This window comes from Planomonospora antibiotica, assembly GCF_014647955.1.
Classification (GTDB): Bacteria; Actinomycetota; Actinomycetes; order Streptosporangiales; family Streptosporangiaceae; genus Planomonospora; species Planomonospora parontospora.
In genome coordinates, this window is the sequence record NZ_BMQE01000014.1 from 86,147 (window position 1) to 111,654 (window position 25,508).

22 protein-coding genes are annotated in these 25,508 nt (G+C 72.7%); 16 read left to right on the top strand and 6 right to left on the bottom strand.

All coding sequences use genetic code 11. From position 1 onward, the window contains the following. Positions 1-25 precede the first annotated feature (25 nt). From IEZ06_RS15490 to IEZ06_RS15550, 13 genes are all read left to right on the top strand, one after another. Positions 26-1,171, top strand: coding sequence for an acyl-CoA dehydrogenase family protein (locus IEZ06_RS15490; protein ID WP_189237393.1), 1,146 nt, complete (start codon positions 26-28; stop codon positions 1,169-1,171). 95 nt (positions 1,172-1,266) lie between these two features. Continuing rightward, positions 1,267-1,662: a hypothetical protein gene (locus IEZ06_RS15495; protein ID WP_189237394.1), complete on the top strand. Its 396-nt coding sequence runs from the start codon at positions 1,267-1,269 to the stop codon at positions 1,660-1,662. 133 nt (positions 1,663-1,795) lie between these two features. Further along, the gene (locus IEZ06_RS15500; protein ID WP_189237395.1) at positions 1,796-2,680 is read left to right on the top strand and encodes an amidohydrolase family protein; all 885 of its coding nucleotides are present in this window, start codon (positions 1,796-1,798) and stop codon (positions 2,678-2,680) included. 194 nt (positions 2,681-2,874) lie between these two features. After that, positions 2,875-4,113 carry a PAS domain S-box protein gene (locus IEZ06_RS15505; RefSeq protein WP_189237396.1) on the top strand — a complete coding sequence of 413 codons (1,239 nt, stop codon included), beginning with the start codon at positions 2,875-2,877 and terminating at the stop codon, positions 4,111-4,113. After that, positions 4,110-4,478 (top strand): STAS domain-containing protein, encoded by a 369-nt coding sequence (locus tag IEZ06_RS15510; protein WP_203871964.1) that lies wholly within the window; start codon positions 4,110-4,112, stop codon positions 4,476-4,478. Before IEZ06_RS15505 ends, IEZ06_RS15510 begins: the two co-directional genes overlap by 4 nt. Then, positions 4,468-4,893, top strand: a complete 426-nt coding sequence (locus IEZ06_RS15515) for an ATP-binding protein (RefSeq protein ID WP_189237453.1) — start codon at positions 4,468-4,470, stop codon at positions 4,891-4,893. Before IEZ06_RS15510 ends, IEZ06_RS15515 begins: the two co-directional genes overlap by 11 nt. Further along, entirely contained in the window at positions 4,881-6,053 is a 1,173-nt protein-coding gene (locus IEZ06_RS15520; RefSeq protein ID WP_203871963.1) for an ATP-binding protein, read from the top strand. The genes IEZ06_RS15515 and IEZ06_RS15520 overlap by 13 nt, the downstream gene beginning before the upstream one ends. Further along, entirely contained in the window at positions 6,050-7,204 is a 1,155-nt protein-coding gene (locus IEZ06_RS15525; protein WP_203871962.1) for a PAS domain-containing sensor histidine kinase, read from the top strand. Before IEZ06_RS15520 ends, IEZ06_RS15525 begins: the two co-directional genes overlap by 4 nt. Positions 7,205-7,299: 95 nt before the next feature. Next, on the top strand, positions 7,300-7,587 hold the full coding sequence (locus IEZ06_RS15530) for an ArsR/SmtB family transcription factor (protein WP_189237397.1): 288 nt from the start codon (positions 7,300-7,302) through the stop codon (positions 7,585-7,587). Next, positions 7,584-7,970, top strand: coding sequence for a VOC family protein (locus tag IEZ06_RS15535; protein WP_189237398.1), 387 nt, complete (start codon positions 7,584-7,586; stop codon positions 7,968-7,970). The genes IEZ06_RS15530 and IEZ06_RS15535 overlap by 4 nt, the downstream gene beginning before the upstream one ends. A 69-nt stretch (positions 7,971-8,039) precedes the next feature. Further along, positions 8,040-8,660, top strand: coding sequence for a pentapeptide repeat-containing protein (locus IEZ06_RS15540; protein ID WP_189237399.1), 621 nt, complete (start codon positions 8,040-8,042; stop codon positions 8,658-8,660). A gap of 159 nt (positions 8,661-8,819) precedes the next feature. Beyond that, positions 8,820-10,358 (top strand): gamma-glutamyltransferase family protein, encoded by a 1,539-nt coding sequence (locus IEZ06_RS15545; RefSeq protein WP_189237400.1) that lies wholly within the window; start codon positions 8,820-8,822, stop codon positions 10,356-10,358. Positions 10,359-10,451: 93 nt separating this feature from the next. Further along, positions 10,452-10,736 carry a DUF5709 domain-containing protein gene (locus tag IEZ06_RS15550; protein WP_229798193.1) on the top strand — a complete coding sequence of 95 codons (285 nt, stop codon included), beginning with the start codon at positions 10,452-10,454 and terminating at the stop codon, positions 10,734-10,736. Between the two features lie 83 nt (positions 10,737-10,819). Here the strand turns inward: IEZ06_RS15550 and IEZ06_RS15555 are convergent, their stop codons facing one another. Next, complete coding sequence (locus IEZ06_RS15555) at positions 10,820-11,479, bottom strand: HAD family hydrolase (RefSeq protein ID WP_189237402.1); 660 nt, start codon at positions 11,477-11,479, stop codon at positions 10,820-10,822. A 157-nt stretch (positions 11,480-11,636) separates the two neighbouring features. On the opposite strand from IEZ06_RS15555, the gene IEZ06_RS15560 reads away from it, so the two are divergent. Continuing rightward, positions 11,637-14,375 (top strand): AAA family ATPase, encoded by a 2,739-nt coding sequence (locus IEZ06_RS15560; protein WP_189237403.1) that lies wholly within the window; start codon positions 11,637-11,639, stop codon positions 14,373-14,375. Positions 14,376-14,387: 12 nt separating this feature from the next. Then, positions 14,388-14,729: a cupin domain-containing protein gene (locus IEZ06_RS15565; protein WP_189237404.1), complete on the top strand. Its 342-nt coding sequence runs from the start codon at positions 14,388-14,390 to the stop codon at positions 14,727-14,729. A 6-nt stretch (positions 14,730-14,735) separates the two neighbouring features. Here the strand turns inward: IEZ06_RS15565 and IEZ06_RS15570 are convergent, their stop codons facing one another. The 3 genes from IEZ06_RS15570 to IEZ06_RS15580 form a co-directional block, all read right to left on the bottom strand. Continuing rightward, positions 14,736-15,077, bottom strand: a complete 342-nt coding sequence (locus IEZ06_RS15570) for a DUF1330 domain-containing protein (RefSeq protein ID WP_189237405.1) — start codon at positions 15,075-15,077, stop codon at positions 14,736-14,738. Between the two features lie 63 nt (positions 15,078-15,140). Further along, positions 15,141-15,509 (bottom strand): nuclear transport factor 2 family protein, encoded by a 369-nt coding sequence (locus IEZ06_RS15575; protein WP_189237406.1) that lies wholly within the window; start codon positions 15,507-15,509, stop codon positions 15,141-15,143. A gap of 127 nt (positions 15,510-15,636) precedes the next feature. Then, positions 15,637-16,389, bottom strand: coding sequence for a MerR family transcriptional regulator (locus tag IEZ06_RS15580; RefSeq protein ID WP_189237407.1), 753 nt, complete (start codon positions 16,387-16,389; stop codon positions 15,637-15,639). Positions 16,390-16,510: 121 nt separating this feature from the next. Between IEZ06_RS15580 and IEZ06_RS15585 the strand changes: the two genes are divergently transcribed. After that, positions 16,511-18,814: an ATP-binding cassette domain-containing protein gene (locus IEZ06_RS15585; protein ID WP_189237408.1), complete on the top strand. Its 2,304-nt coding sequence runs from the start codon at positions 16,511-16,513 to the stop codon at positions 18,812-18,814. 132 nt (positions 18,815-18,946) lie between these two features. Here IEZ06_RS15585 and hrpA read toward each other — a convergent pair whose 3' ends face one another. Both hrpA and IEZ06_RS37485 read right to left on the bottom strand, forming a co-directional pair. Further along, a complete protein-coding gene (hrpA, locus tag IEZ06_RS15590) occupies positions 18,947-22,840 on the bottom strand; it encodes an ATP-dependent RNA helicase HrpA (RefSeq protein WP_189237409.1) in 3,894 nt (1,297 codons plus the stop codon). Between the two features lie 288 nt (positions 22,841-23,128). Next, complete coding sequence (locus tag IEZ06_RS37485; protein ID WP_189237410.1) at positions 23,129-25,429, bottom strand: glycoside hydrolase family 6 protein; 2,301 nt, start codon at positions 25,427-25,429, stop codon at positions 23,129-23,131. Positions 25,430-25,508: the final 79 nt, after the last annotated feature.

The window sequence follows — 25,508 nt, forward strand, 5'->3', positions numbered from 1 at the left end:
CTACCGGTCGGTATACTGACATTTCATGAAGCGAACTGTTTACGGCCCCGACCACGACGCGTTCCGCGAGTCGGTCCGGGAGTTCATCGCCCGGTCGGTCACGCCGCGCACCGAGGAGTTCATCGAGAACCGGCTGATCGACCGCGAGGTCTGGCTGGAGGCCGGACGGCAGGGCTTCCTCGGTCTGGAGGTCCCGGAGGAGTACGGCGGGAGCGCGGCCGGGGACTACCGCTTCAACGCCGTGCTGGGCGAGGAGTTGTCCGGGGTCGGCGCGGCCCTCTCCTCCAGTTTCGGCATCCACTACGACGTGGTCGCGCCGTACCTCGTGGAACTGACCACCGACGAGCAGAAGAAGCGCTGGCTGCCGCGCTTCTGCTCCGGAGAGATGATCACCGCCATCGGCATGAGCGAGCCCGGCGGCGGCTCCGACCTGGCCGCGCTGCGCACCACCGCGGTCCGCGACGGCTCCGACTGGATCCTCAACGGGTCCAAGACCTTCATCACCAACGGCTACTGCGCGGACCTGGTCGTGGTGGCCGCCCGCACCAGCCCGGAGAAGAAGGCCAAGGGCATCACGCTGTTCGCGGTCGAGACCGGGATGGAGGGCTTCACCCGGGGCCGCAAACTCGACAAGGTGGGCCAGCCGGAGGCCGACACCGCCGAACTGTTCTTCGAGAACGTGCGCGTCCCCGCCGAGAACGTGATCGGCGAGGTCGACCGGGGCTTCATCGCGATGATGGAGCGGCTCCCGCAGGAGCGCCTCGGCTCCGCGGTGGCGAACCTCGCGCACGCGGCGGCGGTGCTCACCGAGACCCTGTCCTATGTCAAGGAGCGCAGGGCGTTCGGCCAGGCCATCGGTTCCTTCCAGCACAACAAGTTCGTCCTGGCCGACCTGGTCACCAAGGTCGAGGTCTCCCAGGCCTTCGTGGACCAGTGCGTGGTGGCCCACGCCGAGGGGGAGCTGGGCGCGGTCGACGCCGCCAAGGCCAAGATGTGGACCTCGGAGGTGCAGGGCGAGGTGCTGGACGCCTGCGTGCAGTTGTTCGGCGGCTACGGCTACATGAAGGAGTACCGCGTCGCCCGCGCCTGGATGGACGCCCGGGTGACCCGCATCTGGGCCGGTTCCAACGAGATCATGCGCGAGATCATCGGCCGGGACCTGGGTCTTTAGATCCCGGCGGTCCGCGCCGGTCTTCGGATGTCCGCCGGAGCCCCCGGTCCCGGCCCCGCACAGGGGCCGGGAGGCGCGGACACTACGGTGTCCACGTGCTCTCCGTATCGCTGGACACCCTGCGTGTCTTCCTCCACGTGCTGGCCGCCACCGTCTGGGTCGGCGGCCAGCTGACCCTCGCCTTCCTCGTCCCGGCGCTGCGCGCGACCGGCGAGGGGGTGACCAAGGCCGCCGCCCGCGCCTTCGACCGGGTGGCCTGGCCCGCCTACGCGATCCTGCTCGCCACCGGCGTGTGGAACCTGCTCGACGGGATCGGCGACGATCCCGCCTACCGGCGCACCCTGGAGGTGAAGGTGGCCGTCGTGGTCGTCTCCGGCGTCACCGCCTTCCTGCACGCCCGCGCGAAGACCCGGGGCGCCCTGGCCGCGTTCGGCGCGCTCAGCGGCCTGTCCGCGCTGGCGGCGCTGTTCCTCGGCGTGATGCTGGGCTGAGCAGGTCCCACCCGTGAGCAGGTCCCACCCGCCGGTCACCTGTCTCTCACATAGCGAGAGACAGGGATGAAAGTGGAGAAATCCGGATCGTACCCCTGTAACCTCTCTAACGGGACGATCAGCTGGGGGTGACATGCCTGCGCGCGCCGACCGGAGCGTCGGCACGGGCACGCTCCAGGCCGTCACCGTGCACACCGCCCCGCTCCTCCTGCCCGTCTCCGGGCCGCCGATCGAAGACGGCGCCCTGGCCGTCCGCGCGGGCCGGGTACTCCGGATCGGTCCCCGTAGACGGATCGAGGCCCTCTACCCCGCCCTCGATCCCGTGCGCTGGCCGGGCATGATCGTTCCGGGACTCGTCGACGCGCACGTCCGGCTCGGCCCCCGGCTCCCCCCGGCGCTCGCCCACGGCGTCACCGCGATCGCCGGCGTCGTCCCCGACCCGGACACCGCCTCGCGTCCGGCTCCCCGCCCCGGCCCGGGCACCGCCCCGCACCCGGCCCCGCGTCCCGGCCCGGAGGGCGGTCCCGACATCGTCCGGGACGCCGGTCCGGACATCGGTCCGGACATCGGTCCGGACATCGGTCCGGACATCGGTCCGGACAGCAGCCGAGGCACCGGCCCGGGGGCGGGCCACGACGCATGCCCCGATCTCACGGCCGCGGCCGCCCTGGCCGGCCTGGGACTGGCGCTCGCCCGCGCGCTCGCCCGCGATCCCGGCACGGACCGGCTCCTGGTGGAGGCCCTGACCCTCGGCGGCGCCAGGGCCCTCGGCCTGGACGAGGGACCCGGCAGGCTGGGCCGCCTGGAACCGGGCTGCCGCGCCGACTTCGCCGTGTTCGACGTCGAGGCCGACGCGGAGAGCGCCTGCACCGCCCTGCTCCACGAGGGCCCGGGGCGGTGCGTGGCCACGTTCACCGCCGACCGCCCCGCCTGGCGCCGTACGGGTGCGGACAGGGCCGCCGTCCGGGCGGACGGGACGACCGGGGCGGACGGGATGGAGGGCAGCGCGGCCGGGTGATCCCGCGCCGCGAGGCGACCCGGCCGCCTCCCCGGACCACCCGCGGGCTCGACCGGTCTCACCGCGTTCCCGCCGTTCCTCCTCCCGGACGGCCCTCAGGCGGCCCCCGGCGGCCCCTGCCCTGCTCACCGATCGATTTCCGAACGGCGCCGACGGTAAGGTGGCGGAAATCGTTGGATATGGGAGGTTTTCTTATGGACGCGCCGCCGGCCGATGGACAGGAACCGGGCCAGCGCCTGAAGGATCTCCAGACGGTGCTCGACTCCATCGTCGACTACGAGATCGTCACCCTGGACGCCGGCGGCCGGATCATCAGCTGGAACCGGGGCGCGCAGGGTCTTCGGGGTTACACCGCCGAGGAGGTCCTCGGACGGCCGATCTCGCTGTTCCACACCGAGGAGGACCGGGCCGCGGGCCTCGCCGAGCACGCCCTGACCGCGGCCCGCGAGACGGGCCGGTTCGAGACCGAGGGCTGGCGGGTCCGCAAGGACGGCACCCGGTTCTGGGCGAGCGCGATCATCACCTCGGTCCGCGACGGAAGCGGGGCGCCCGCCGGCTTCGTCGAGGTCACCCGCGACGTGACGGACCGCCGCCAGACCGACGCGATGTTCCGCGGCCTGCTCGAGGCGGCGCCCGACGCCATGGTGATCGTGGACTCCGGCGGCCGCATCGTCCTGGTCAACCGCCAGACCGAGCAGCTGTTCGGCCACACCCGGGAGGAACTGGTCGGCCGGCCGGTCGAGCTCCTGGTGCCGGAGCGCTTCCGTGAGCGGCACCCGCTCTACCGCGACACCTTCTTCACCCACCCGCAGGCCCGTCCCATGGGGGTCGGCCTGCAGCTGACCGGCCTGCGCCGCGACGGCACCGAGTTCCCCGTCGAGATCAGCCTGAGCCCCCTGGAGACCGAGAAGGGCACACTCGTGTCCGCGGCGATCCGCGACGTCACCGAGCGCCGCGAGCAGGAGCTGCGGCTCCAGCGCCAGCGCGACGAGATCATGGAGCTGTCCACTCCCGTGATCCAGGTCTGGGACAAGGTGCTGGCGCTGCCCATCATCGGCACCCTCGACTCCATGCGCGCCGCCCGGCTGACCGAGAGCCTGCTGGAGAGGATCTCCGAGAACCAGGCCGAGGTGATCATCCTGGACATCAGCGGCGTCCCCACCATCGACACCCAGGTGGCTCAGCACCTCCTCAAGACGGTGCAGGCGGCCACGCTGATGGGGGCGACGAGCATCCTGAGCGGTGTGCGGCCGGAGACGGCGCAGGCGATGGTGCACCTGGGCATCGACATCGGCCGGCTGCGCAGCCGCAACACGCTGCGCGACGCGCTGCAACTGGCTCTGCAGATCGTCTCCGACCAGGCGGGAACGGCGCGGAGCGCCGCCACGACGGTCATGGGGGCCGCGACGACCATGGGACAGGGAGCGGTGTGAGCGAGATCGTCCCGATCATGCGGATCGGAGAGACGCTGCTGGTCAGCCTCCAGGGCGACCTCGACGACGAGGCCGTGCTCCGGGTCGAGGACCAGCTCTCCCGGGAGGTCGCCCGGACGCGCACGACGGGCACCCTGATCGACGTCAGCGGCCTGGCCGTGGTCGACTCGTTCATCGCCCGGGTCCTCACCCGCGTCGTCGCGATGATCCGGCTGCTCGGATCCCAGGCGGCCGTCGTCGGGATCCAGCCCGCGGTGGCCATCACCCTGGTCGAGCTCGGCGTGCCCATGGGCCACCTGCACACCGCCCTCAACGCCGAGCAGGGCATGGCACTGCTGGCGCGGCTGCGTGACCATGGTGCCTGAACTCACCGGCACGGCCCCGGTGGTCGTGACGATCGCCGCGGGAGCCGACCTCATCCACGTGCGCCAGGTGCTGCGCGCGCAGGCGCTGGAGGCCGGGCTCGGCCTCGTCGACCAGACGAAGCTCATCACCGCCGGCAGCGAACTCGCCCGCAACATCGTGACCTACGCCACCGGCTCCCGCGGGACGCTCCGGGTCGAGCAGGTGCGGGCGAACGGCCGGCGCGGCGTCCAGGCGGCCTTCTCCGACTCCGGCCCCGGCATCGACGACATCGAGCTGGCACTCACCGACGGCTTCAGCACGGCCCGCAGCCTGGGTCTCGGCCTGCCCGGCGCCCGGCGGCTCACCGACGAGCTGACGATCACCTCGGTCAAAGGATCCGGGACCACGGTGGTGATCGTGAAGTGGGCACGCTGACCCAGGCGGAACACCAGCGCCACATGATCTCCGCCGAGGAGGACGTCGGCGCGGTGCGCCGGGCGGTCGCCGCGACGGCCCGGCGGCTGCCCCGCCTGCGCGAGGGCGAGTCGGAGCTGGTGGCGACCGAGCTCGCCACGAACGTCCTGCGGCACGCGAGAGCCGGCGGGTACGTCCTGCACCGGCCCACGGGAGAGGGGCTCGAACTCCTCGCGGTCGACCGCGGACCGGGCGGCGCCTCACCGGGCGTGCCGCGCTGGGCGGTGCCCGGCCTCGGCGAGCAGGCGCCCCTGCCGCCGTTCGGCGGCCGGGCCCACATGGGACCGGGCGCAGGGCCGGATGTGGGGCCGGGCGGGGGACTGGGTGGGGGACTGGGTGTGGGGCTGGGCGCGGTACGGCGCCGCGCCTCGGCCTTCGACTGCTACTCGGGTCCGGGCGGGACGGTCGTGCTGATCCGGATCGGCCCGTGTGCTCCCGCCTCCGCCGGAGCCTGGCGATGGGGCGGGGTGAACGTCCCGCTAGGCGGCGCCGGCGACTCCGGGGACGCCTGGGCGGTCGCCGCCGACGGGTGTCTGACCGCCCTCGTCGCCGACGGGCTGGGCCACGGGCCGGCCGCCGCCCAGGCGTCGCGGGCCGCCGTCTCCGCGCTGGAGCACCCGATGCCCGGCCACTCCCCCTCGACCGGCCTCGACGGCCTCGTACGGCGCGCGCACGAGGCCATGCGCGGCACCCGCGGCGGGGTGCTGGGGGTCTGCACGATCGGGCCGGACCGGCTGAGCTTCGCGGGGGTGGGCAACATCGCCGGACGGCTGCTGCCCGCCGGGGAGAACCCCCGCAGGAGTCACGGCCTGCTGTCCCACCACGGGACCCTGGGCGTCCAGCTCGCCCCGCCCCGGACCCGGGTCTCCGCCTACGGCTGGGGGCCCGGCGCCGTACTGGTCGTGACCTCCGACGGGATCACGAGCCGCTGTGATCCGCTGGCCTACCCCGGCCTGCTGGAGCGGGACCCCGCGGTCATCGCCGCCGTCCTCCAGCGCGACCACGGACGCGACGGCGACGACTCGACCGTACTCGTCGTGCGGGACGTCCGGGAGCCCGCCGTACCGGATGTGCGGGAAGACGACAGTCCCGCCGGAACCCCGCGGAGTGGTGGATCGTGACAGCAGGACAGCCCGAGGAACTCACCGAGGCCCTCTCCGCGCTCTCCCGGAGAGAGGCCGAGCTCGAAGACTGCCGGCGGCAGGTCGCCGACCTGGACGCCGAACTCGAGGCGACGAGCCGGGGCCTCATCGCGCTCCACGCCGAACTGGAGAACGCCCGGCAGGCCGAGGCCCGGCTCGCCGCGATCGTCCAGTTCTCCGACGACGCCATGTTCTCGATGACCGTGCACGGAGAGATCCAGACCTGGAATCCGGGTGCGGAGCGGCTGTTCGGCTACGGCGCGGCCGAGGCCGTGGGGCGGCCCGCCGACATGCTGGTCCCCGAGTCGTCGCTGCACCCGTTCGGCGACGTGCTGGAACGGGTCCGCTCCACGGCCCAGGCCCGGAGCTACGACACCCGGCTGCGCCGCGGTGACGGCCGCCTGTTCGACGCCGCCGTCGCGGTCTCCCCCATGGGCGATCCCGGCGGCGCGCCCACCGGCTTCTCCGTGGTGGCCCGAGACCTCACCGACCGGCTCCGGCTGGAGACCGAGCTGGCGGCCGCGCGCGCCCAGCAGGAGGTGCTGACCGACCGGGAGCGGATCGCCAGGGACCTGCACGACATGGTGATCCAGCGGATCTTCGGCGCCGGGCTGGCCCTGCAGGCCACCGCGGGCATGATCAGGCATCCCCAGGCGGAGGACCGCCTGCGGAAGGTCATCGGCGAGCTCGACGTCACGATCCACGAGCTCCGCACCGCGATCTTCAACCTGCAGCACCCCCCGCAGCAGGAGACCACGCTGCGGGCCGCGATCCTCCAGCTGACGACCGAGGCGGCCGAGCGGCTCGGGTTCTCCCCCGCGGTCGCCTTCGACGGGCCCATCGACTCCGCCGTCCCCGACGAGGTCGCGGTCCAGTTGCTGGCCGTCCTGCGGGAGGCGCTGTCCAACATCGTCCGCCACGCCCGCGCCTCGAGAGCCGAAGTGCTGCTGAGCGCGGGGTCCGACCTGGCGCTGGAGGTCACCGACAACGGGCGCGGCCTCGGCGAGACGACCCGCAGCAGCGGGCTGGGCAACCTGGGCGAGCGGGCCAGGGCGCTGGGCGGCGTCTTCGAGGCGGTCAGCCCGCCCGGCGGCGGGACCCGGCTCGAGTGGCGGGTCCCGCTCCGCTAGCCCCGTTTTCCGCACCTGCCGCGCCGGTGGGATCCGGCCGCCGATTCCCCGTGCGAGCATTGATATGCAAGCGGAGGCTTGCCTATACTCGGGGCGTGGCGGACATCTTCAAAGCGCTCGCCGATCCCACCCGCAGGGCGATCCTCGACGAGCTCGCCGAGCGGAACGGGCAGACCCTGTTCGAGATCTGCTCACGGCTGGCCGCCAGGCACCGGCTCTCCTCGTCGCGCCAGGCGATCTCGCAGCACCTCGACGTGCTCGAGGCCGCGGGCCTGATCGAGACGCGGCGGGAGGGCCGCTACAAGTTCCACCACCTCGACACCCGGCCGCTCCGGCACCTCGCCGACCGGTGGCTCGGCACCGACTCCCAGGAGGACCCGTGAGAATCAACCTGACCAGCGTCTTCGTCGACGACCAGGACAAGGCCCTGCGCTTCTACACCGAGGTGCTCGGCTTCGTGAAGAAGACCGAGGTCCCGCTCGGCGAGCACAGCTGGCTGACCGTGGTCTCCCCCGACGACCCGGACGGCGTGGAACTCGTGCTCGAGCCCAGCGAGCACCCCGCCGTCCGGCCCTTCAAGGAGGCGCTCGTCGCCGACGGCATCCCCTTCAACTCGTTCGCCGTGGACGACGTGCACAAGGAGTTCGACCGGCTCCGGGGGCTCGGCGTGCGGTTCACCCAGGAGCCCGCGGCGATGGGACCGGTGACGACGGCCGTGTTCGACGACACCTGCGGCAACCTGATCCAGATCGCCTCCCAGGGGTGACGGGCGGCGGCCGGGGGAAGCCCGTCCGGGCGGGCGGTTTCCGTCGTACCCGTCTGCTTGGATCACCGCATGGCTGAACGCAAGTACGGCGTGCCCGCGCCCGAGACCCGTACCACCGTCCGATCCGCGGACTGGGACAGCGAGGACCTGTCGGGTCAGACCCACGAACAGGTCGCCTTCGTCGACGTGGACATGACCGAGGCCACCAGCCAGGGGGCCGTCTTCTCCGAGTGCTCCTTCCGCGACGTGCGGTTCAACGCCTCGGTCCACACCGAGTCGGCCTTCCTGAACTGCACCTTCACCCGGTGCACGTTCTTCGACGCCACCTTCACCTCTTGCAAGTTCGTGGGCAGCATGTTCAGCGACTGCACCTTCGACCTGCTGAAGGTCTCCGGAGGGGACTGGTCGTTCGCCGGGCTCCCGGGGGCGGCCCTCGGCAGCGCCTCCTTCACCGACGTGCGGATGCGCGAGGCCGACCTGACCGGCGCGCGGTGCGAGGGCGCCGCGCTCCAGCGGGTCGACCTGTCCGGCGCCTGGCTGCACAGCGCCGACCTGTCCCGCTGCGACCTGCGCGGGAGCGACCTGTCGTCGATGGACCCGCTCACCGTCAAGCTGAAGGACGCGGTGATCGACATCCGCCAGGCGGTCACGATCGCCGGCCTGCTCGGCCTGGAGGTCCGCTCCGACTAGCGTCGCGGTTCCCGGGCTGCGGGCGTCCCCCGGCGGAGGCCGGGGGAGGCCGGCGGGACCGGGACGAACGCCTCCCGTGGACGGGAAGGCGTCTTCCGTCCGGCCCGGAAGCCGTTCCCGGTGTCAGGCGCGGAAGGGCCCCGCCGTACGCTCTGAGCCATGCGCAACACCCGATATGCACGGTCTGGAATGGTCTGCACGGTCGATCACCTGGCGTCGAGGGCCGGGGTCGCGATGCTGGAGCGGGGAGGGTCGGCGGCCGACGCGGCCGTCGCGGCGAACGCCGTGCTGGCGGTCACCGCGCCGCACCTGTGCGGGCTGGGCGGAGACCTGTTCGCGCTCGTGCACGACGGGTCCCCGGTCCCCGCGGCGCTCAACGCCTCCGGACGGGCCGGGTCGGGCGCCGATCCGGAGCGCCTGCGCGCCGAGGGCCACGACCGCATGCCGTTCCACCACGACGTCCGGTCCGCCCCGGTGCCCGGCTGCGCGGACGGCTGGCTGGCCCTGCACGGCCGGTACGGCAGGCTGCCGCTGGCCGAGGTGCTCGCCCCCGCGATCGGGTACGCCGAGGACGGGTTCCCCGCCTCGCCGCTGCTGGTGCCCGGCCTGACGACCGTCGGCCCGCTCTGCGAGGACTTCGCCTCCGCCCGCTCGGCCGGTGACCTCGTCCGGCGGCCGGGGGTGGCCAGGGCGCTGAAGGCGCTGACCGGCGGCCGGGACGGCTTCTACCTGGGCGAGTTCGGCGAAGGACTGCTCGCCCTCGGCGCCGGGGAGTACACCGAGGACGACCTGGCCCGGCCGGGCGCGGAGTGGGCCGAGCCGCTCCGCGCCCGGGTCTTCGGCCACGACGTGTGGACGATGCCGCCCAACTCCCAGGGCTACCTGCTGCTGCTCGCGCTCGCCGTCGCCGAGGGCCTGGACCTGCCCGCCGACCCGGCCGACCCGCTCTGGGCGCACCTGCTCGTCGAGGCGTCGCGGGTCGCCGGGCACGACCGGCCGGAGCTGCTGTTCGACGGCGCCCGCGTGGACGCGGTCCTGGAGTCGGCCGCCGAGCGCCGGGCCCTGGTCGACCGGGACCGGCGGGCCGAGCTGCGCGACCTGGCCGCGCCCGGTGACACCACCTACCTGTGCGCGGTGGACGGCGACGGCATGGGCGTCTCGCTGATCCAGTCCAACGCCGCCGGTTTCGGCAGCCTGCTCTTCGAACCCCGGACCGGCATCAACCTGCACAACCGGGGCATCGGCTTCTCCCTCGTCCCGGGCCATCCCGCCGAGTACGGTCCCGGGCGGCGCCCCCCGCACACGCTGGTCCCGGCGCTGGTCACCCGGCCGGACGGGTCGCTGCGCTCGGTCGCCGGCACCATGGGCGGCGACGGGCAGCCGCAGATCGTGCTCCAGCTCCTGACCCGCCTGCTCCTGCACGGCCGGGAGCCCGGCGAGGCCGTGGGCGCCCCCCGCTGGCGGCTGGGCACCGGGGGCACCGGATTCGACACCTGGAACGCCCCCGACGAGGTCGTGGTCGAGGTGGAGGAGGGCGGCCCGTGGGGCGAGGGCCTGGCGCGGCGCGGCCACCCGGTCGCGGCGCTGCCGTACGGCTCCGCGTTCGGGCACGCCCACCTGATCGACGTGCTGCCCTCCGGGGTGCTGGCGGGGGCGGCCGATCCGCGCTCCGTCATCGGGGCCGCCGCCGGTCTGTGACCGGGACGCCGGGGGAGGAGGCGACCTGCGGTTCTTCCGCTTTTCAGGGGGTAGTGCCCCAGTATGAGCCAATCACCCCCGGACCGTTACGGGATGAGCGACGAGCAGGCGCTCGAAGTCGAGCAGGCGACCAACGACCTGGGCCTCAACCACATGATCGTCGAGGACGACCCCCGGCACCGGGACGACTTCGGCGAGCGTCTCCGGCGCGAGGCACCGGACCACCCGCGGAAGGCGCGCGAGTGGAGCCGGCTGGTCGCGCCCGACCAGGGAACCGGGCCGCACGAGACCTCCCAGGCGTACGCCACCGACGTCGGCCGCGACGACGGCGACCTGTCGGCCGAGGAGCGTGCGATCCACATCGAGCCGTACCGCTGAATCGAGCCGTACCGCTGAATCGAGCCGTACCGCTGAATCGAGCCGTACCGCTGAATCGAGCCGTACCGCTGAGCCGGCCCCGGTCAGCGCGGCGGATCCGCGGCCAGGGCGGCCACCAGGTCGGCGAAGCCGTCGACGACGTGGTCGGCCTCGGCCGCCTCCGGGCGCGCGGCGTGCAGGTGGCCCCAGGGCCCGCGGCGGATCAGCGCGGTGCGCATGCCCGCCTTCCGCGCCGGGAGGACGTCGTTGTCGAGCCGGTCGCCCACGTAGAGGATCTCCCCGGGCTCCCGGCCGGAGACCGCGACGACCTCGGCGAAGAACGCGGGGTCGGGCTTGGACACGCCCCAGCCGTCGGAGGTGTGGACGGCGTCCACCGGCAGGTCCATCGCCATCAGCGCGTCGTAGGCCTGCGGCGGCTGGTTCCCCGCGATGACCAGCCCGTAGCCGAGGCCGCGCAGCGCGGCCAGGCCGGGCCGTACGTCCGGGTAGAGGTCGGCCGCGTCGAAGTTCACCCGGAGCCCTTCCGGGTCCTCCCGCTTCCAGGCCTCCTGCTCGGCCTCCAGGTCGAAGCCGGGCCGCAGCAGTTCGAAGGCCTCGGTGAAGGAGCGGTCGAGGGCCGCCATGCCGCCCAGCACGCCGAGCATCGTGAACCGGGTGACGCCGAGCCGGTCGGCCCAGCGCGACCAGATCCGCGTCTCGTCGATCAACGTCTCCCCGACGTCGAACACCAGCGTCCGGATCACGGCGTCCTCCCCCTCGATGGCCCTTCGGACGGGCCCACCGCATCCTAAGGGCTCTCCCGTGAGCCCGGAGAGCCGGTCCAGGAGGAGCGGGCGGGACCGGCGCCGTCCGGCCGGAGCCGGCGGCGCGGGCTCCGCGGGATGGTGCCAGGATCGGATCATGGCTGCGGGGGGACTGCACGGGAGAGAGCCCGAAGAGGGCGCGATCGCCGGGCTGCTGGCGGGGGTCAGGGCGGGCGCCAGCTCGTCGCTGGTGCTCCGCGGCGAGCCGGGCATCGGCAAGACGGCGCTGCTCGACCACGCCGCCGCGGCGGCCGGGGACATGCGGCTGCTCCGCGCTACCGGGATCGAGTTCGAGGCGGAGCTGCCGTTCTCGGGGCTGCAGTTGCTGCTGCGCCCGGCGCTCGGATCCCTCGCCGCGCTGCCCGGCCCGCAGCGCGAGGCTCTGGAGGCGGCGTTCGGGCTCGGGTCCGCGGCCGGCTCCGAGCCGATGCTGGTGGGGCTGGCGGTGCTCTCCCTGCTGGCGGAGCACGCGGGCGAGACCGGGCTGCTGTGCCTCGTCGACGACGCGCAGTGGCTCGACCGGGCGTCGCGGGACGCGCTCGTGTTCGCCGCCCGGCGCCTGCACGCCGAGGGCGTGGCCATGGTCTTCGCCGCCCGTGACGGCGAAGGGTCCTTCCCCGCCCCCGGTCTTCCGGAGCTGCGCCTGTCCGGGCTGGCCCCGGAGGCGGCCGCGGCCCTGCTCGACCGGCATCCGCTCGCGCCCGCCGTACGCCATCGCCTGCTCGCCGAGGCCGGCGGCAACCCGCTGGCCCTGCTGGAGCTGCCGGTCGCCCTGGCCGCCGAAGGCGGCGGCGCGTTCCCATCGGGCGCGCTCCCCCTCACCGGCCGCCTGCAACTGGCCTTCCACGGCCGGGTCAGCCGGATGTCGGAGTCCTGCCAGAGCCTGCTCCTGGTGGCGGCGGCCGAAGAGACCGGCGAGCTCGCCGTGGTCCTGCGCGCCGCCGCCGCCCTGGGGGCGGGCGTCGAGGACCTGTCCTCCGCCGAACGGGCCGGCCTGGTGCTCCGCGGCGACGCGGACGGCACCACGCTCCGCTTCCGCCACCCGCTGATCCGCGCCGCCGTCTACCAGCGGGCGCCGCTCGGGCAGCGCCTCGCCGTCCACCGCGCGCTCGCCGCCGCCCTCGGCTCGCCCGAGCAGGCCGACCGCCGGGCCTGGCATCTGGCGGCAGCCGCCACCGGAACCGACGAGGAGGCCGCTGCCGCGCTGGAACGCACCGCCGCCCGCGCCCGGAGGCGCAGCGGCCACGAGGCGGCCGCGGCGGCGTACGAACGGTCCGCCCGGCTGAGCGCCGACCCGGCCGCCAAGGCGCACCGCGAGGTCCTGGCGGCGGAGGCGGTGCTGGAGGCAGGCGATCTGGGGCGTGCCCGAGCCCTCGGAGACCGCGCGGCCCGGCGGCTGGACGGGGCCCCGGCGGTGAACGCGCGGATCGCCCACGTGCGGGCGCTCGCGGACTTCTGGCAGGGCTCCTACGCCGCCGCCCACCGGTCGCTGCTCGACGGCGCCGATCTCGTCCGCGACACCGATCCGGGCCAGGCCGCCATGCTGCTGATCCAGGCCGTTCACACCTCCTGGTACCTGGGAGAACGACAGCTCGCGGCGACCCTGGACCGGCTGGCCGCGCTGCCGTTGGCCGACGCGGACCCGCTCGCGCCGGTGCGGCCCTACCTCGCCCATCTCGACCGGGGCCGCTGCGAGCGGCCGCCGCCGCTGGGCGACGCCCTCGCGGCGGTGCGGCGGCGGGGCCGGGCTCCCGACCAGGCGCTGACGATCCTCTGCGGAGCGGCGCTCGCGCTGGGCCAGGACACCGACGCCTACGAGCTCGCCACCGCGCTCGCCGCCGGACACCGCGCCCGGGGCGGTGCCGGGCGGCTGCCGACGGTGCTGTTCTTCATCGCCGAGGGCGAGATCTTCACCGGACGGCACCTGGACGCGCTCGCCACGGCGACCGAGGCCCTGGGGCTCGCCCGCGACACCGGCCAGCAGCAGTGGGTCAGCCAGTTCAGCGGCGTGCTCGCCTACCTCGACGCGACCGGGGGAGACGAGGCGGCCTGCCGGCGCAACGCCGAGGAGGGACTGGCGGGGGCCGCCCCCGGGGCCGTCTCCCCCGGCGCGCCGTGGGCGCACTGGTCGCTCGGACTGCTGGATCTCGGCCTGGGCCGCGCCGAGGCGGCACTCGCCCGCTTCGAGCGCCTGACCCGCGAGCCGATGCGGCATCACATCTGTGCCACCCGTTCCACTCCCGACCTGGTGGAGTCGGCCGTGCGGGTGGGGGCTCCGGAACGCGCCGCCGAGCCCCTGGCGCGCTTCGAGCGGTGGGCCGGGTCGGTCGGGCAGCCGTGGGCCGACGCGCTCGTGCTGCGCTGCCGTGGGCTGCTCGCCGCCGACGACCGGGCCGAGGCGTGCTACACGGCGGCCCTCGAGCTGCACGATCTGGAGGGCCGTCCGCTGGAGTACGCCAGGACCGCGCTGCTCCACGGCGAGTGGTTGCGCAGGGCCCGGCGGAAGGCCGAGGCGCGCGGACCGTTGAACGACGCCCTGGAGGTCTTCGACCGGCTCGGCATGCGGCCGTGGGCCGAGCGCGCCCGCGCCGAACTCACCGCGACCGGCGCCCAGGACCGGGGCCCCAGGCCCGCCGGAGGCACGGCCTCCGGCCTCACCCCGCAGGAACTGCAGATCACCCGGCTCGCCGCGCAGGGCCTGTCCAACCGCGACATCGCCGCGCAGCTCTTCCTCAGTCACCGGACGGTCGGCTACCACCTCTACAAGGCCTACCCCAAGCTCGGCGTGGCCTCCCGGAGCGAGCTCAAGGAGGTCGCCGATCGACTGGGAGTGTGAGACCCTGTCTCGATGATCATTCCGGAGCAGGTGCCGTCCGGGCGGATGCTCTCCGTGGACGTCGACGGGGTCCCGCCGGTGGAGCCGGGTCCCGGTGTCCGCGTGCGGACGCTTCCGGGCATGCCGGGGATCAGAACGTGGGTGATCGACCTCGCCCCGGGTGCCGAATGGCCGGACCTCGACGTCCACGAGACCTGCGGCGAGGCGTACTTCGTCGTGAGCGGCGAGGTCATCGAGGGCGACCGCGTCCACGGTCCGGGCACCTATGTCGCCTTCGGCCCGAAGACGAGCCACCGGCCCCGCACGGAGACCGGTGCGCGCGTCTTCGGCTTCAACCACGACGTCACCGCCTGACGGACGTCAGAGTCCCTTCCTGAGCGCGGCGGCCTTGGTGGCCGGGTCGTAGCCGGGCCCGACGCCTTCGACGATGATCAGATCGCCTTCCAGGTGGTCCGTCCGCAGCGGCAGGATCTCCTGGTAGGCGGCCGACCCGTACCAGTCCCGCGCGTTCTCCACTGACGGGAACTCCAGCATGACGACGTTCCCGGGCCACCGGCCCTCGCGGACGTCCACCGCTCCCCCGTGGACGACGAAGCGGCCGGAGAACGGGTCCATCGTGGCCTGGATCCTCTCCATGTACTCCAGCACCTCCGGGTGGAGCTCCTCCGGGTCACGGAGATGCGCGATCACATAGGCGGTCATGGTTTCTCCTTGCGTTCCGTGGACGGCCGGGGCGGACCGGTCCGGCGATCCGCCCCGAGGTGGTCAGACTCCGGCCGGCACCTTGTCGAGGAAGCCGAGCACCCGGCTGATCCGCCCGTCGTCACCGATCACCGCGACGTCGAAGCCGATGGCGACCGGCTCGGCGCCCTCGGGTCCCAGGTGCCAGCTGAACCGCACGATGTCGTGGTGGGCGTCCACGGCGCCGCCGAGGCTGAAGACCAGCCCCCCGAACTGCCCCTGGACCGCCGCGATGGTGGCGTCCAGCCCGTCCCTGCCCCGGACGGAGACCAGCGGGTCGGTGTACACCGCGTCCTCGGCCAGGACCTCCGCCAGCACGGCCCGCCGCGCATCGGCGTCGGTCTCGTTCCACGCGGCGAGGTAGCGCTGGACCAGCTCGTTCGTCTCGCTCATGTCTCTCCTCGGTGGTCGTGCTCTCCTGTGACCACCACGTTAGGGAGACGGGGGCGGCGGGGAATCTGACGTGCTTAAGTACTTTCCTCGAGTGCTTCCGCGGTCCCCGGTCCGGCGGTCCGCCCGGTCAGCACCGCTCTCCCTCCCCTCCGTCCGGTTCTCCGGCGGTGACGTAGCGGTGCAGGTGGCCGGAGCCCTCGAGCATGGCCGCCGCCCGCCGCGTCAGCTCCTCCTGGCGCTGCGCGACGGCGGCGCGGAGCGCGTCGCTGCTGCCGTTGCGGCGCAGGCCGTCGAGGACGGACCGGATCTGGTCCAGGGGATAGCGGCTGCGGCGGAGCATGCCGATCATCCGCGCGTCCCGGATGTCGGCCGGGCCGAAGCGGCGGTAGCCGGTGCCCGGCTCGCGTCTGGGGGCCAGCAGCCCGGCGGACTCCCACAGGCGCAGCGCGGACGGGCGCACCCCGAGACGGGCGGCCACCTCCCCGACGCGCAGGCCGGACCGCGGCGACTCCGGGGTTCCCGGGGTCTCCGGCGTCTGCTCCGCGACCGTCTCGAGCGCCTCGCCCGTCGCCTGGAGGGAGAGGCGCTGCTCGTGCAGCGCGGCGTGACCGGCGTCGATGAGCCTGAGCGCCAGCGGGACGTCCCCGGCGTGCACGGCCTGCATGATCGACTGGGCGGTGTCCGGCCCGTGTCCCCTGGCCAGCGCCCGGTAGGCGAGCAGGGCCCGCAGGTGCCGGGTGTCGAACCTGCGGTAGCCGGCGGCGGTGCGGGGCACCGGGGGCAGGACGCCCGCCGCCGCGTAGTTGCGGATCTGCTGGGTCGAGACGCCCGCGGCCCGCGCCAGGTCGATGGGGCGCAGCCCCGGCCCCGTACGGTCCACGCGGCCGTCCTTCCAGTGAGGGGGTTACCAGGGAGTTGAAGGTTGCCTGCTCGGTTCCTCAGCATAACCGCGAAATCCGAACGAAAGTCTTCATAGGAACTTGAATGAGAGACTTGAAGGCATGACTGTCGGCAACAGCGGTAACGCGTCAGACCTGACCTCTCACCTCGCCGCGGACAGCCACGACCTCATCCAGGTCCGTGGCGCCCGGGAGAACAATCTCACCGGCGTCTCCCTCGACATCCCCAAGCGGCGGCTCACCGTCTTCACCGGGGTCTCCGGCTCCGGCAAGTCCTCCCTCGTCTTCGACACCATCGCCGCGGAGTCCCGGCGGCTGATCAACGAGACCTACACGGCGTTCATCCAGGGCTTCATGCCGAGCCTCAACCGGCCCGACGTGGACGCGCTGCGCAACCTGAGCGCCGCGATCATCGTCGACCAGGAGCGGATGGGCGCCAACGCCCGCTCCACCGTGGGCACCGCCACCGACACCTACACGATGCTGCGGATCGTGTTCAGCCGGATCGGCGTCCCCCACGTCGGCCCGGCCTACGCCTTCAGCTTCAACACCCCGCAGGGCATGTGCCCGGCCTGCGAGGGACTCGGCATGATCACCGACATCGACGTCGACGAGCTGGTCGACCGCGACCTGTCGCTCAACGAGGGCGCGATCAGGGCGCCCGGCTACGGCGTCGACACCTGGCCCTGGCAGATCATCGTGGCGTACGGGTTCGACCCGGACGTCAAGCTGCGCGACTACACGCCGGCCCAGTGGGAGGACTTCCTGCACAAGCCGTCGGTCAAGGTCAAGCTCGGCGCCAACAACTTCACCTACGAGGGCCTGGTCCCCAAGATCCGCCGGCAGTACCTCGGCAAGGACCGCGAGTCGATGAAGGGCCAGGCGCGGGCGTTCGCCGACCGGACGGTCAAGCTCGTCCACTGCACCGGCTGCGACGGCACGCGCCTGAACGAGGCGGCGCGCTCGGCGAAGGTCGAGGGGCTCAGCATCGCCGAGTGCTCGGCCATGCAGATCAACGACCTGGCCGAGTTCGTCCGGAAGATCAGCGATCCCGCCATCAAGCCGGTCCTGGAGAACCTGCGGTCAACGCTGGACTCGCTGGTGGAGATCGGCCTGGGCTACCTGAGCCTGGACCGGGAGTCCGGCACGCTCTCGGGCGGCGAGGCCCAGCGGGTGAAGATGGTCCGGCACCTCAACTCCAGCCTGACCGACGTCACCTACGTCTTCGACGAGCCCACCGCCGGGCTGCACCCGCACGACATCCAGCGGATGAACGGCCTGCTGCTCCAGCTGCGCGACAAGGGCAACACCGTGCTCGTCGTGGAGCACAAGCCGGAGATGATCCAGATCGCCGACCACGTGGTCGACCTCGGCCCCAGCGCCGGCGCCGCGGGCGGCCGCCTCTGCTACGCCGGAGACCTGGCGGGGCTGCGCAAGTCCGGCACCCTGACCGGCCGCTACCTCGACCACCGGGTCGGGCTGCGCGAGACCTTCCGCCGGCCTGCCGGGCACCTGCCGATCAGGGGCGCCACGCTGCACAACCTGCGCGACGTCGACGTCGACGTCCCGCTCGGCGTGCTGACCGTGGTCACCGGCGTCGCCGGGTCCGGCAAGAGCTCGCTCATCCACGGCTACGTCTCCGGCCGGGAGGGCGTGGTGGTGGCCGACCAGTCGCCGATCCGCGGCTCGCGCCGGAGCAACCCGGCGACCTACACCGGCCTGCTCGACCCGATCCGCACGGCCTTCGCCAAGGCCAACAAGGTCAAGCCGGCCCTGTTCAGCGCGAACTCCGAGGGCGCCTGCCCGGCTTGCAAGGGCATCGGCCTCATCTACACCGACCTGGCGATGATGGCCGGGGTCGCGACGGTGTGCGAGGAGTGCGAGGGCAGGCGGTTCACCTCCGAGGTGCTGTCGTACACCCTGCGCGGCAAGAACATCAGCGAGGTCCTGGAGATGCCGGTCGCCGAGGCGGCCGAGTTCTTCACCACCGGCCCGGCGCGGGTCATCCTCGACCGCCTGTCGGCGGTGGGACTGGGTTACGTGGGCCTGGGCCAGCCGCTCACCACCCTGTCCGGAGGCGAGCGGCAGCGCCTGAAGCTGGCCGTCAACATGGCCAGGAACGGCACCACGTACGTCCTGGACGAGCCGACGACCGGCCTGCACCTGGCCGACGTCGACCACCTGCTGGGCCTGCTGGACCGGCTGGTCGACGACGGCAACACGGTCATCGTCATCGAGCACCACCAGGCGGTGATGGCGCACGCCGACTGGATCATCGACATCGGCCCCGGCGCCGGTCACGACGGCGGCCGGGTGGTCTTCTCCGGCACGCCCGCCGAGCTCGTCGCCACCGGCACGTCCCTGACGGCGGTCCACCTGCGCGAGTACGTCGGCCGGACCGCGTAGCCCGCCTCCGGAGGCTCCGGCCGGACCGCCCGGCCGGAGCCGCGCCCCGCGGCGTGCGCGGGGCGCTCCCCGGCGCGACCGGCGGCGTGCGCGGGGGCGGCTCCGGCGCGACCGGCGGTGCCGCCACCGGTCTCAGCGCTGGAAGGACACGCCCAGGTCGATGCCCTCCATCGCCTTGCGGATGCGCTTGTCGGAGATGGAGTACGGCGTGCCGAGGGACTGCGCGAAGTAGCTGACCCGGAGCTCCTCGATCATCCAGCGGATCCTGCGGACCTCCTCGTCCCCGCGGCGGGCGGGCGGGAGCTTCTCCACCAGGTCGTGGTAGTCGTCCTCGACATCGTGGACCTGGTGCATCCGCTGCTCGTCGCGGTACGGATCCTCCGGGAGCTTGTCCAGGCGCCGCTCCGCCGCCTTCAGGTAGCGGAGCAGGTCGGGCAGCCGGCCGTACCCGGTGTCGGTGACGAAGCCGGGGTAGACGAGGTTCGCCACCTGGTCGCGGACGTCCTCCACCGCGGGGGTGGAGCGCGCCTCGGCCAGGCGGCCGCAGACGGTGTGCCAGACCGCCAGGATGCCCTCCACCCGGGAGACCACCTCGGCGGTGGTGTCGAACAGGTCGGCCCTGACCTTGTCGCGCAGGGCTGCGAACGCCGCCTCGTCCCAGACCGGCCCGCCGTGCTCGGCCATCAGCTTGTCGGCGGCGCAGCCGATGCAGTCGTCGAACAGCGCGGTGGCGCCGGCGTGCGGGCTCCGGCTCAGCGTCAGCTTGGCCTGGTTGCCCAGGCGGCCGAGGACCCACTTGGCCGGCGACGGGATGCCGAGCAGCAGCAGCCTGCGGGTGCCCTCCCACATGGCCCGGCGCTGCTCCGCCTCGGTCTCGAACATGCGCACGGCCACGCTGGAGCCCTCGTCGGCCAGCGCCGGATAGGCCTTCATCCTGCGCTGCTCGAAGGTCTTCGGCAGCTCGCCGAGGCTCCAGTCGGTCAGGCCCGTGCGCTCCATGCCCGCGGCCTTGGACAGGGTCTGGCGGAGCTTGGGGGCCAGTCTCCGCTTGAGCTCGGCCAGGTCCTTGCTCTCGGCGAGCTTGTGCTTGCGGCCGTCGAGCACCCGGAAGGTGATCTTCAGGTGGTCGGGGACCTGGTCGAGCTGCCAGGCCTCGCGCGGGACCTGGATCCCGGTGAGCCGCAGCAGCTCCCGCTCCAGCACCGCCAGCAGGGGCTCCTGGGTGGGCTCGGCCCGCTGCAGGACCTGCCTGGCGTAGTTGGGGGCGGGCACGAAGTTGCGCCGGATGTTCTTCGGCAGGGAGCGGATCAGCGCGGTGAGCAGCTCCTCGCGCAGGCCGGGGATCTGCCAGTCGAAGCCCTCGACGTTGACCTGGTTGAGCAGGGAGAGCGGGATGTGGGCGGTGACGCCGTCGGCGTCGGCGCCGGGCTCGAACTGGTACGTCAGCGGGAAGCGCAGGCCGCCCTGGCGCCAGACGTCGGGGTAGTCGCGCTGGCTGACGTCCCCGGCGGTCTCGCTGATCAGCATCGACTTCTCGAAGTTGAGCAGGTCGGGATCGGTCTGCCGGATCTTCTTCCACCAGGAGTCGAAGTGGCGGCCGGAGACGACCTCCTGCCCGACGCGCCGGTCGTAGAAGTCGAAGAGGGTCTCGTCGTCCACCAGGATGTCGCGGCGGCGGGCCCGCTCCTCCAGCTCGCCGACCTCCTCCAGGAGCCGGCGGTTCTCGGCGAAGAAGGCGTGGTGGGTCTCCCAGTCGCCCTCGACCAGGGCGTGCCGGATGAACAGCTCGCGGCTCAGCTCGGGGTCGATGCGGCCGTAGTTGACCTTGCGCTGCGCCACGATCGGCACGCCGTACAGGGTGACCTTCTCGTAGGCGATGACGGCGGCCTGCTTCTTCTCCCAGTGCGGCTCGGAGTAGGTGCGCTTGATCAGGTGCTGCGCCAGCGGCTCGACCCACTCGGGCTCGATCTTGGCGTTGACCCGGGCCCAGAGCCGGGAGGTCTCCACCAGCTCGGCGGACATCACCCACAGCGGCTGCTTCCTGGCCAGCGCGGAGCCGGGGAAGACGGCGAAGCGGGCGTTGCGCGCGCCGATGTATTCGGTCATGGGACGGCGCTGGCCCTCTTGCGGGCCCTTCTTGTCGATGTCCTTGACGCCGACATGGGAGAGCAGGCCCGACAGCAGCGAGATGTGGATCTTCTGCTCGTCGCCGGGGGTGCTGTTCAGGGTGACGCCGAGGGACTTCGACATCTGGCGGAGCTGGCTGTAGACGTCCTGCCACTCGCGCACCCGCAGGTAGTTGAGGAACTCGGCCCGGCACAGCCGCCGGAACGCGCTGGAGGACAGCTCCTGCTGCTTTTCCTGGAGGTGGTTCCAGAGGTTCAGGTAGGAGATGAAGTCCGACTCCTTGTCGGCGAAGCGGCGGTGCATCTCGTCGGCGGCCTGCTGCTTGTCCGCCGGGCGCTCGCGCGGGTCCTGGATGGACAGCGCCGCGGCGATGACCATGACCTCGCGGGCGCAGCCGTTGTGGTCGGCCTCCAGCACCATCCGGGCCAGCCGCGGGTCCACCGGGAGCCCGGCGAGCTTGCGGCCGAGCGGGGTGATCCGCTTGGCGGCGTCGAACGCGCCGAGCTCCACCAGCAGGTCGAAACCGTCCTTGACCTGGCGCTGGTCCGGCGGCTCGACGAACGGGAAGGCCGCGATGTCGCCCAGGCCGATGGAGGTCATCTGCAGGATGACCGAGGCGAGGTTGGTCCGCAGGATCTCGGGGTCGGTGAACTCCGGGCGGGCCAGGAAGTCCTCCTCCTCGTACAGCCGGATGCAGACGCCCTCGGAGACACGGCCGCAGCGGCCCTTTCGCTGGTTGGCCGAGGCCTGCGAGATCGCCTCGATGGGCAGGCGCTGGACCTTGGTCCGGTGGCTGTAGCGGGAGATGCGGGCGAAGCCGGTGTCCACGACGTACTTGATGCCGGGAACGGTCAGCGAGGTCTCGGCCACGTTGGTGGCCAGCACCACCCGGCGGCCGGTGTGCCGGGCGAAGACCTTGTGCTGCTCGGCCGCCGAGAGCCGGGCGTACAGCGGCAGGACCTCGATGTCCTTGCGTTTGGACAGGGCGTCGGCGGTGTCGCGGATCTCCCGCTCGCCGCTGAGGAAGACCAGGACGTCGCCGGGCCCCTCCCGGCAGAGCTCGTCCACCGCGTCGCCGATCGCCTGGATCTGGTCGTCGTCCTCGCCCACCGGGCGGTAGCGGACCTCGACCGGGTAGGTCCGGCCGGAGACCTCCACGATCGGCGCGTCGCCGAAGTGCCGGGAGAAGCGCTCCGGGTCGATGGTCGCCGAGGTGATGATCACCTTCAGGTCGGGGCGCCTGGGCAGGAGCTGCTTGAGGTAGCCCAGGATGAAGTCGATGTTGAGGCTGCGCTCGTGCGCCTCGTCGATGATCAGCGTGTCGTACTGGGCGAGGTCGCGGTCGCCCTGCAGCTCGGCCAGGAGGATGCCGTCCGTCATCACCTTGACGAACGTGCCCTCGCCCACCTGGTCGGTGAAGCGCACCTTGTAGCCCACCGCCTCGCCGAGGGAGCCGCCGAGCTCCTCGGCGACGCGCTCGGCCACGGTCCTGGCGGCGATCCGGCGGGGCTGGGTGTGCCCGATCAGGCCCCTGACGCCCCGGCCCAGCTCCAGGCAGATCTTCGGCAGCTGGGTGGTCTTGCCCGAGCCCGTCTCACCGGCGACGATCACCACCTGGTGGTCGCGGATCGCCTCCAGGATGTCGTCCCTGCGGCGGCTGACCGGCAGCGCCTCCGGGTAGGTCACCGCGGGCACGCCGGCCCGCCGCTCGGCGATCCGGCGCTCGGCCCGCTCGATGTCGGCGCCGATCTCCGCGGCGATCTTCTGCTGCGCGGCGCGGTTGCGCACCCGGCGGGCGCCGTCGAGCCGGCGGCCCAGCCGCCGCTGGTCGCGGAGTGTCAGCCCGGGCAGGCGCGTGTGGAGGTCGGCGAGCGGCGAGGTCAAAGGAGGCGTTCCCATACTGCAGATCAGGATACTTTCAGCCCGTACGTCAGGAGCCAACCGCCCATGCTGCCTGACCTGTTCCCCAGGCGCATCCCGATATCCGCGGCCACCGTACCTGAGGGGGCGGGGTCCGGGGCGGTTCAGGCGGTGCGGGCCGCTCCGGGGGCCGGAGCGCCGGACGGGCCCCGGAGACGCGGACGGCCCCGCAGCCTCTCGGGGAGGCGGCGGGGCCGCGTTCCGGTACCGGTGGGGGCCGGTCCCGGGAGGGCCCCGTCTCGCGGCGGGACCCTCATCTCACGGTGACTACTGGACGGGCGGGTAGGCGTTCTTCAGCAGCTCCCGGAACTGCGCGGAGAACCAGTGGCCGGAGACCGGGGCGTCCGGCAGCGCGCCGCTCATGTTGTGCTGGTTGCGCTCGTTGCCCTCGTAGGTCGGGTCGCACATCCGGTCGAAGCCCTTGCCCTCGTTGTTCGGGATCTCCTTGCTGGAGCCGTCGGACTCACCCGGAGGCTTGATCCAGACGTAGGCGTCGATACCGGCGGCGGGGTTGGCCTGCGGCCGCTCGCCGAGGCCCGCACCGCTCTGGTTGCACCAGTTGCCGGCGTGGATCCGGCGGTCGACGCGGGACTCGTTGACGAAGGTGTCCACGTTGGTGGAGGTGCTGGCCTTGGTCGGACGGGCGGAGCCGCCCCAGCCGTTGCGGGAGGTGTCGATGACCATTCCGATGTCGGACTTGAAGCCCCTGCGGACGAGCTCCTGCCGGAAGGCCTGGGCGAAGGACAGCTCGTCGGCGTAGAAGTTCCAGTCGAGCCACTTGGACTGGCGGACCGTCCGGCCGTCGACGTTGGTGCTGGCGGAGAAGAACGGCTCCTTCAGCGCGGAGTAGTTGGCGGTGTTGGTGATGAAGCCGTCGACGCTCTCGAAGCCCTTGGCGGTGCCGGCGACGGTGGTGGCGAACAGCTCGGCGGAGGGGCCGAAGTTCGTGTCCCAGCCCAGCCAGCCGTGGTGGCCGGCGTCGACGTAGGTGTAGACGTTCGGGATGGCGTGCAGCTTGTCCAGGGCGTAGCGGACGCCGTTGACGTAGGCGCCGCTGTCCTTGGCCTCCTGGCACTTGGCCACGTTGAGGTTGGTGATCAGGTTCGGCAGCGAGTCGATCTCGATGACGGTCACGATCCGCAGCGCGGCGTACTTCGGATCGTCCATGATGTCGGCGATCGGGTCGATGTACTCGGTCTTGTAGCGGTTGAGGCCGTTCTCGGCGATCTTCAACTCACCGTTGGAGGCCAGGGCCGAGCAGTCGCGGTTGGGCAGGTTGTAGATGACGAACTGGATCGTCAGCGGCTTGCTGCCGTTGGCGGCGTCCTGCTTGAGGGCCTCCTCCAGGTGGGCGCGCAGGCCCTTGGCCGAGGAGCTGCCCTCGATGGCCGCGATGCGGTCCATCCACACGCCGGTCGAGATGTCCGCCACGGCGTCGCCGCCCGGCTCGGCGGCGGCCTTGGCCGACCAGTCCGGGTTCACGTAGCCGGTGGCCCCCTCGTAGGGGTTGTCGACGTGCTCGCCGACCGGCGGCGTGTCGCCGTCGTTGTCCTCCTCGGTCGCGGTGACCGAGGCGCCGGTGTGGCCGGTGGCGGCGGCCGCGATGGTGGCGGTGCCGTTCGCCTCGTCGGAGTCCTCGGCCGCGGAGACCGTCACGTTCTGCGCCGTGTTCCAGTTGGCGCCGGTGAAGGTCAGCGTGGAGGGCGCGATGGTGACGTCGGAGTCACCGGTCTTGGTCAGGTTGACCGTGACGTTGCCGGACGGCGCCTGGCTGAGCTTGAACCCGACGGTCTTGCTGCCGCCCTCGGGCACGCTCACCGAGGTGGCGGAGGCGACGATCGACGGGGTGCCGCCGCCGGTCACGGTGAACGGGACCTCGGCGCTCTCCTTGCTCAGGACCGGGGTGCCGTTGTCGTAGGCCACCGCCTTGGCGGTGTGGGACCCGGCGGCCAGCCCGGTGGCGGAGTAGGAGTAGGGGGCGCTGGTGTCGCTGTTGACCAGCGCGCCGTCGACGTAGAACTCGACCTTGCTGACCGCGCCGTCGTCGGAGGCCGTCGCGGCGAGCGGCACGGCCGCGCCCGCGGCGTGCGAGGAGCCGCTCGCCGGGCTGGTCAGGCTGACGGTCGGGGCCTGGTTGCCGGGCGCGCCGCCGCAGGCGGTCCCGTTGACGGTGAAGTCGGTCGGCTTGGGGTTGGAGCCGCTCCACGAGCCGTTGAAGCCGATGCTGGTGGAGGCGCCGGTGGCGAGCTTGCCGTTCCAGTCCAGGCTCTTGGCGGTGACCTTGGTCCCGTCCTGAGCCCAGGTGGCCGACCACCCCTGCACGAGTTTCTGGCCGCCGGTGAAGCTGAAGCCGAGGGTCCAGCCGTCCAGGGCGTCACCGAGGTTCTTCAGGTTCACGCTGGCGGTGAAACCGCCCTGCCAGTCGTTGGACGTGTAGGTGACGTCGCAGGCGACGGCCGCGTGGGCCGTCGCCGCCTGGCCGGTGGCCAGGCCGGCGGCCGCGACCAGCAGAGCCGCCGTCGTCGCAGCCCGGTTCCGCCAGGCGTGGCGGCGCGGATGATCTCTCATGAGTGTCATCTCCAGACGAGGGGTGGGAGCGCTCCCATAGTCCGGATGTTTCCTGGATGTGTACAGCATGTTGCCTGCC

Coding starts and splice junctions, on each gene's coding strand:
- IEZ06_RS37485 (WP_189237410.1), bottom strand. CDS start 25,429: ATGAGAGATCATCCGCGCCGCCACGCCTGGCGGAACCGGGCTGCGACG.
- IEZ06_RS15575 (WP_189237406.1), bottom strand. CDS start 15,509: ATGAGCGAGACGAACGAGCTGGTCCAGCGCTACCTCGCCGCGTGGAAC.
- IEZ06_RS15515 (WP_189237453.1), top strand. CDS start 4,468: ATGGTGCCTGAACTCACCGGCACGGCCCCGGTGGTCGTGACGATCGCC.
- IEZ06_RS15505 (WP_189237396.1), top strand. CDS start 2,875: ATGGACGCGCCGCCGGCCGATGGACAGGAACCGGGCCAGCGCCTGAAG.
- IEZ06_RS15570 (WP_189237405.1), bottom strand. CDS start 15,077: ATGACCGCCTATGTGATCGCGCATCTCCGTGACCCGGAGGAGCTCCAC.
- IEZ06_RS15585 (WP_189237408.1), top strand. CDS start 16,511: ATGACTGTCGGCAACAGCGGTAACGCGTCAGACCTGACCTCTCACCTC.
- IEZ06_RS15540 (WP_189237399.1), top strand. CDS start 8,040: ATGGCTGAACGCAAGTACGGCGTGCCCGCGCCCGAGACCCGTACCACC.
- IEZ06_RS15550 (WP_229798193.1), top strand. CDS start 10,452: ATGAGCGACGAGCAGGCGCTCGAAGTCGAGCAGGCGACCAACGACCTG.
- IEZ06_RS15545 (WP_189237400.1), top strand. CDS start 8,820: ATGCGCAACACCCGATATGCACGGTCTGGAATGGTCTGCACGGTCGAT.
- IEZ06_RS15500 (WP_189237395.1), top strand. CDS start 1,796: ATGCCTGCGCGCGCCGACCGGAGCGTCGGCACGGGCACGCTCCAGGCC.
- IEZ06_RS15490 (WP_189237393.1), top strand. CDS start 26: ATGAAGCGAACTGTTTACGGCCCCGACCACGACGCGTTCCGCGAGTCG.
- hrpA (WP_189237409.1), bottom strand. CDS start 22,840: ATGGGAACGCCTCCTTTGACCTCGCCGCTCGCCGACCTCCACACGCGC.
- IEZ06_RS15565 (WP_189237404.1), top strand. CDS start 14,388: ATGATCATTCCGGAGCAGGTGCCGTCCGGGCGGATGCTCTCCGTGGAC.
- IEZ06_RS15560 (WP_189237403.1), top strand. CDS start 11,637: ATGGCTGCGGGGGGACTGCACGGGAGAGAGCCCGAAGAGGGCGCGATC.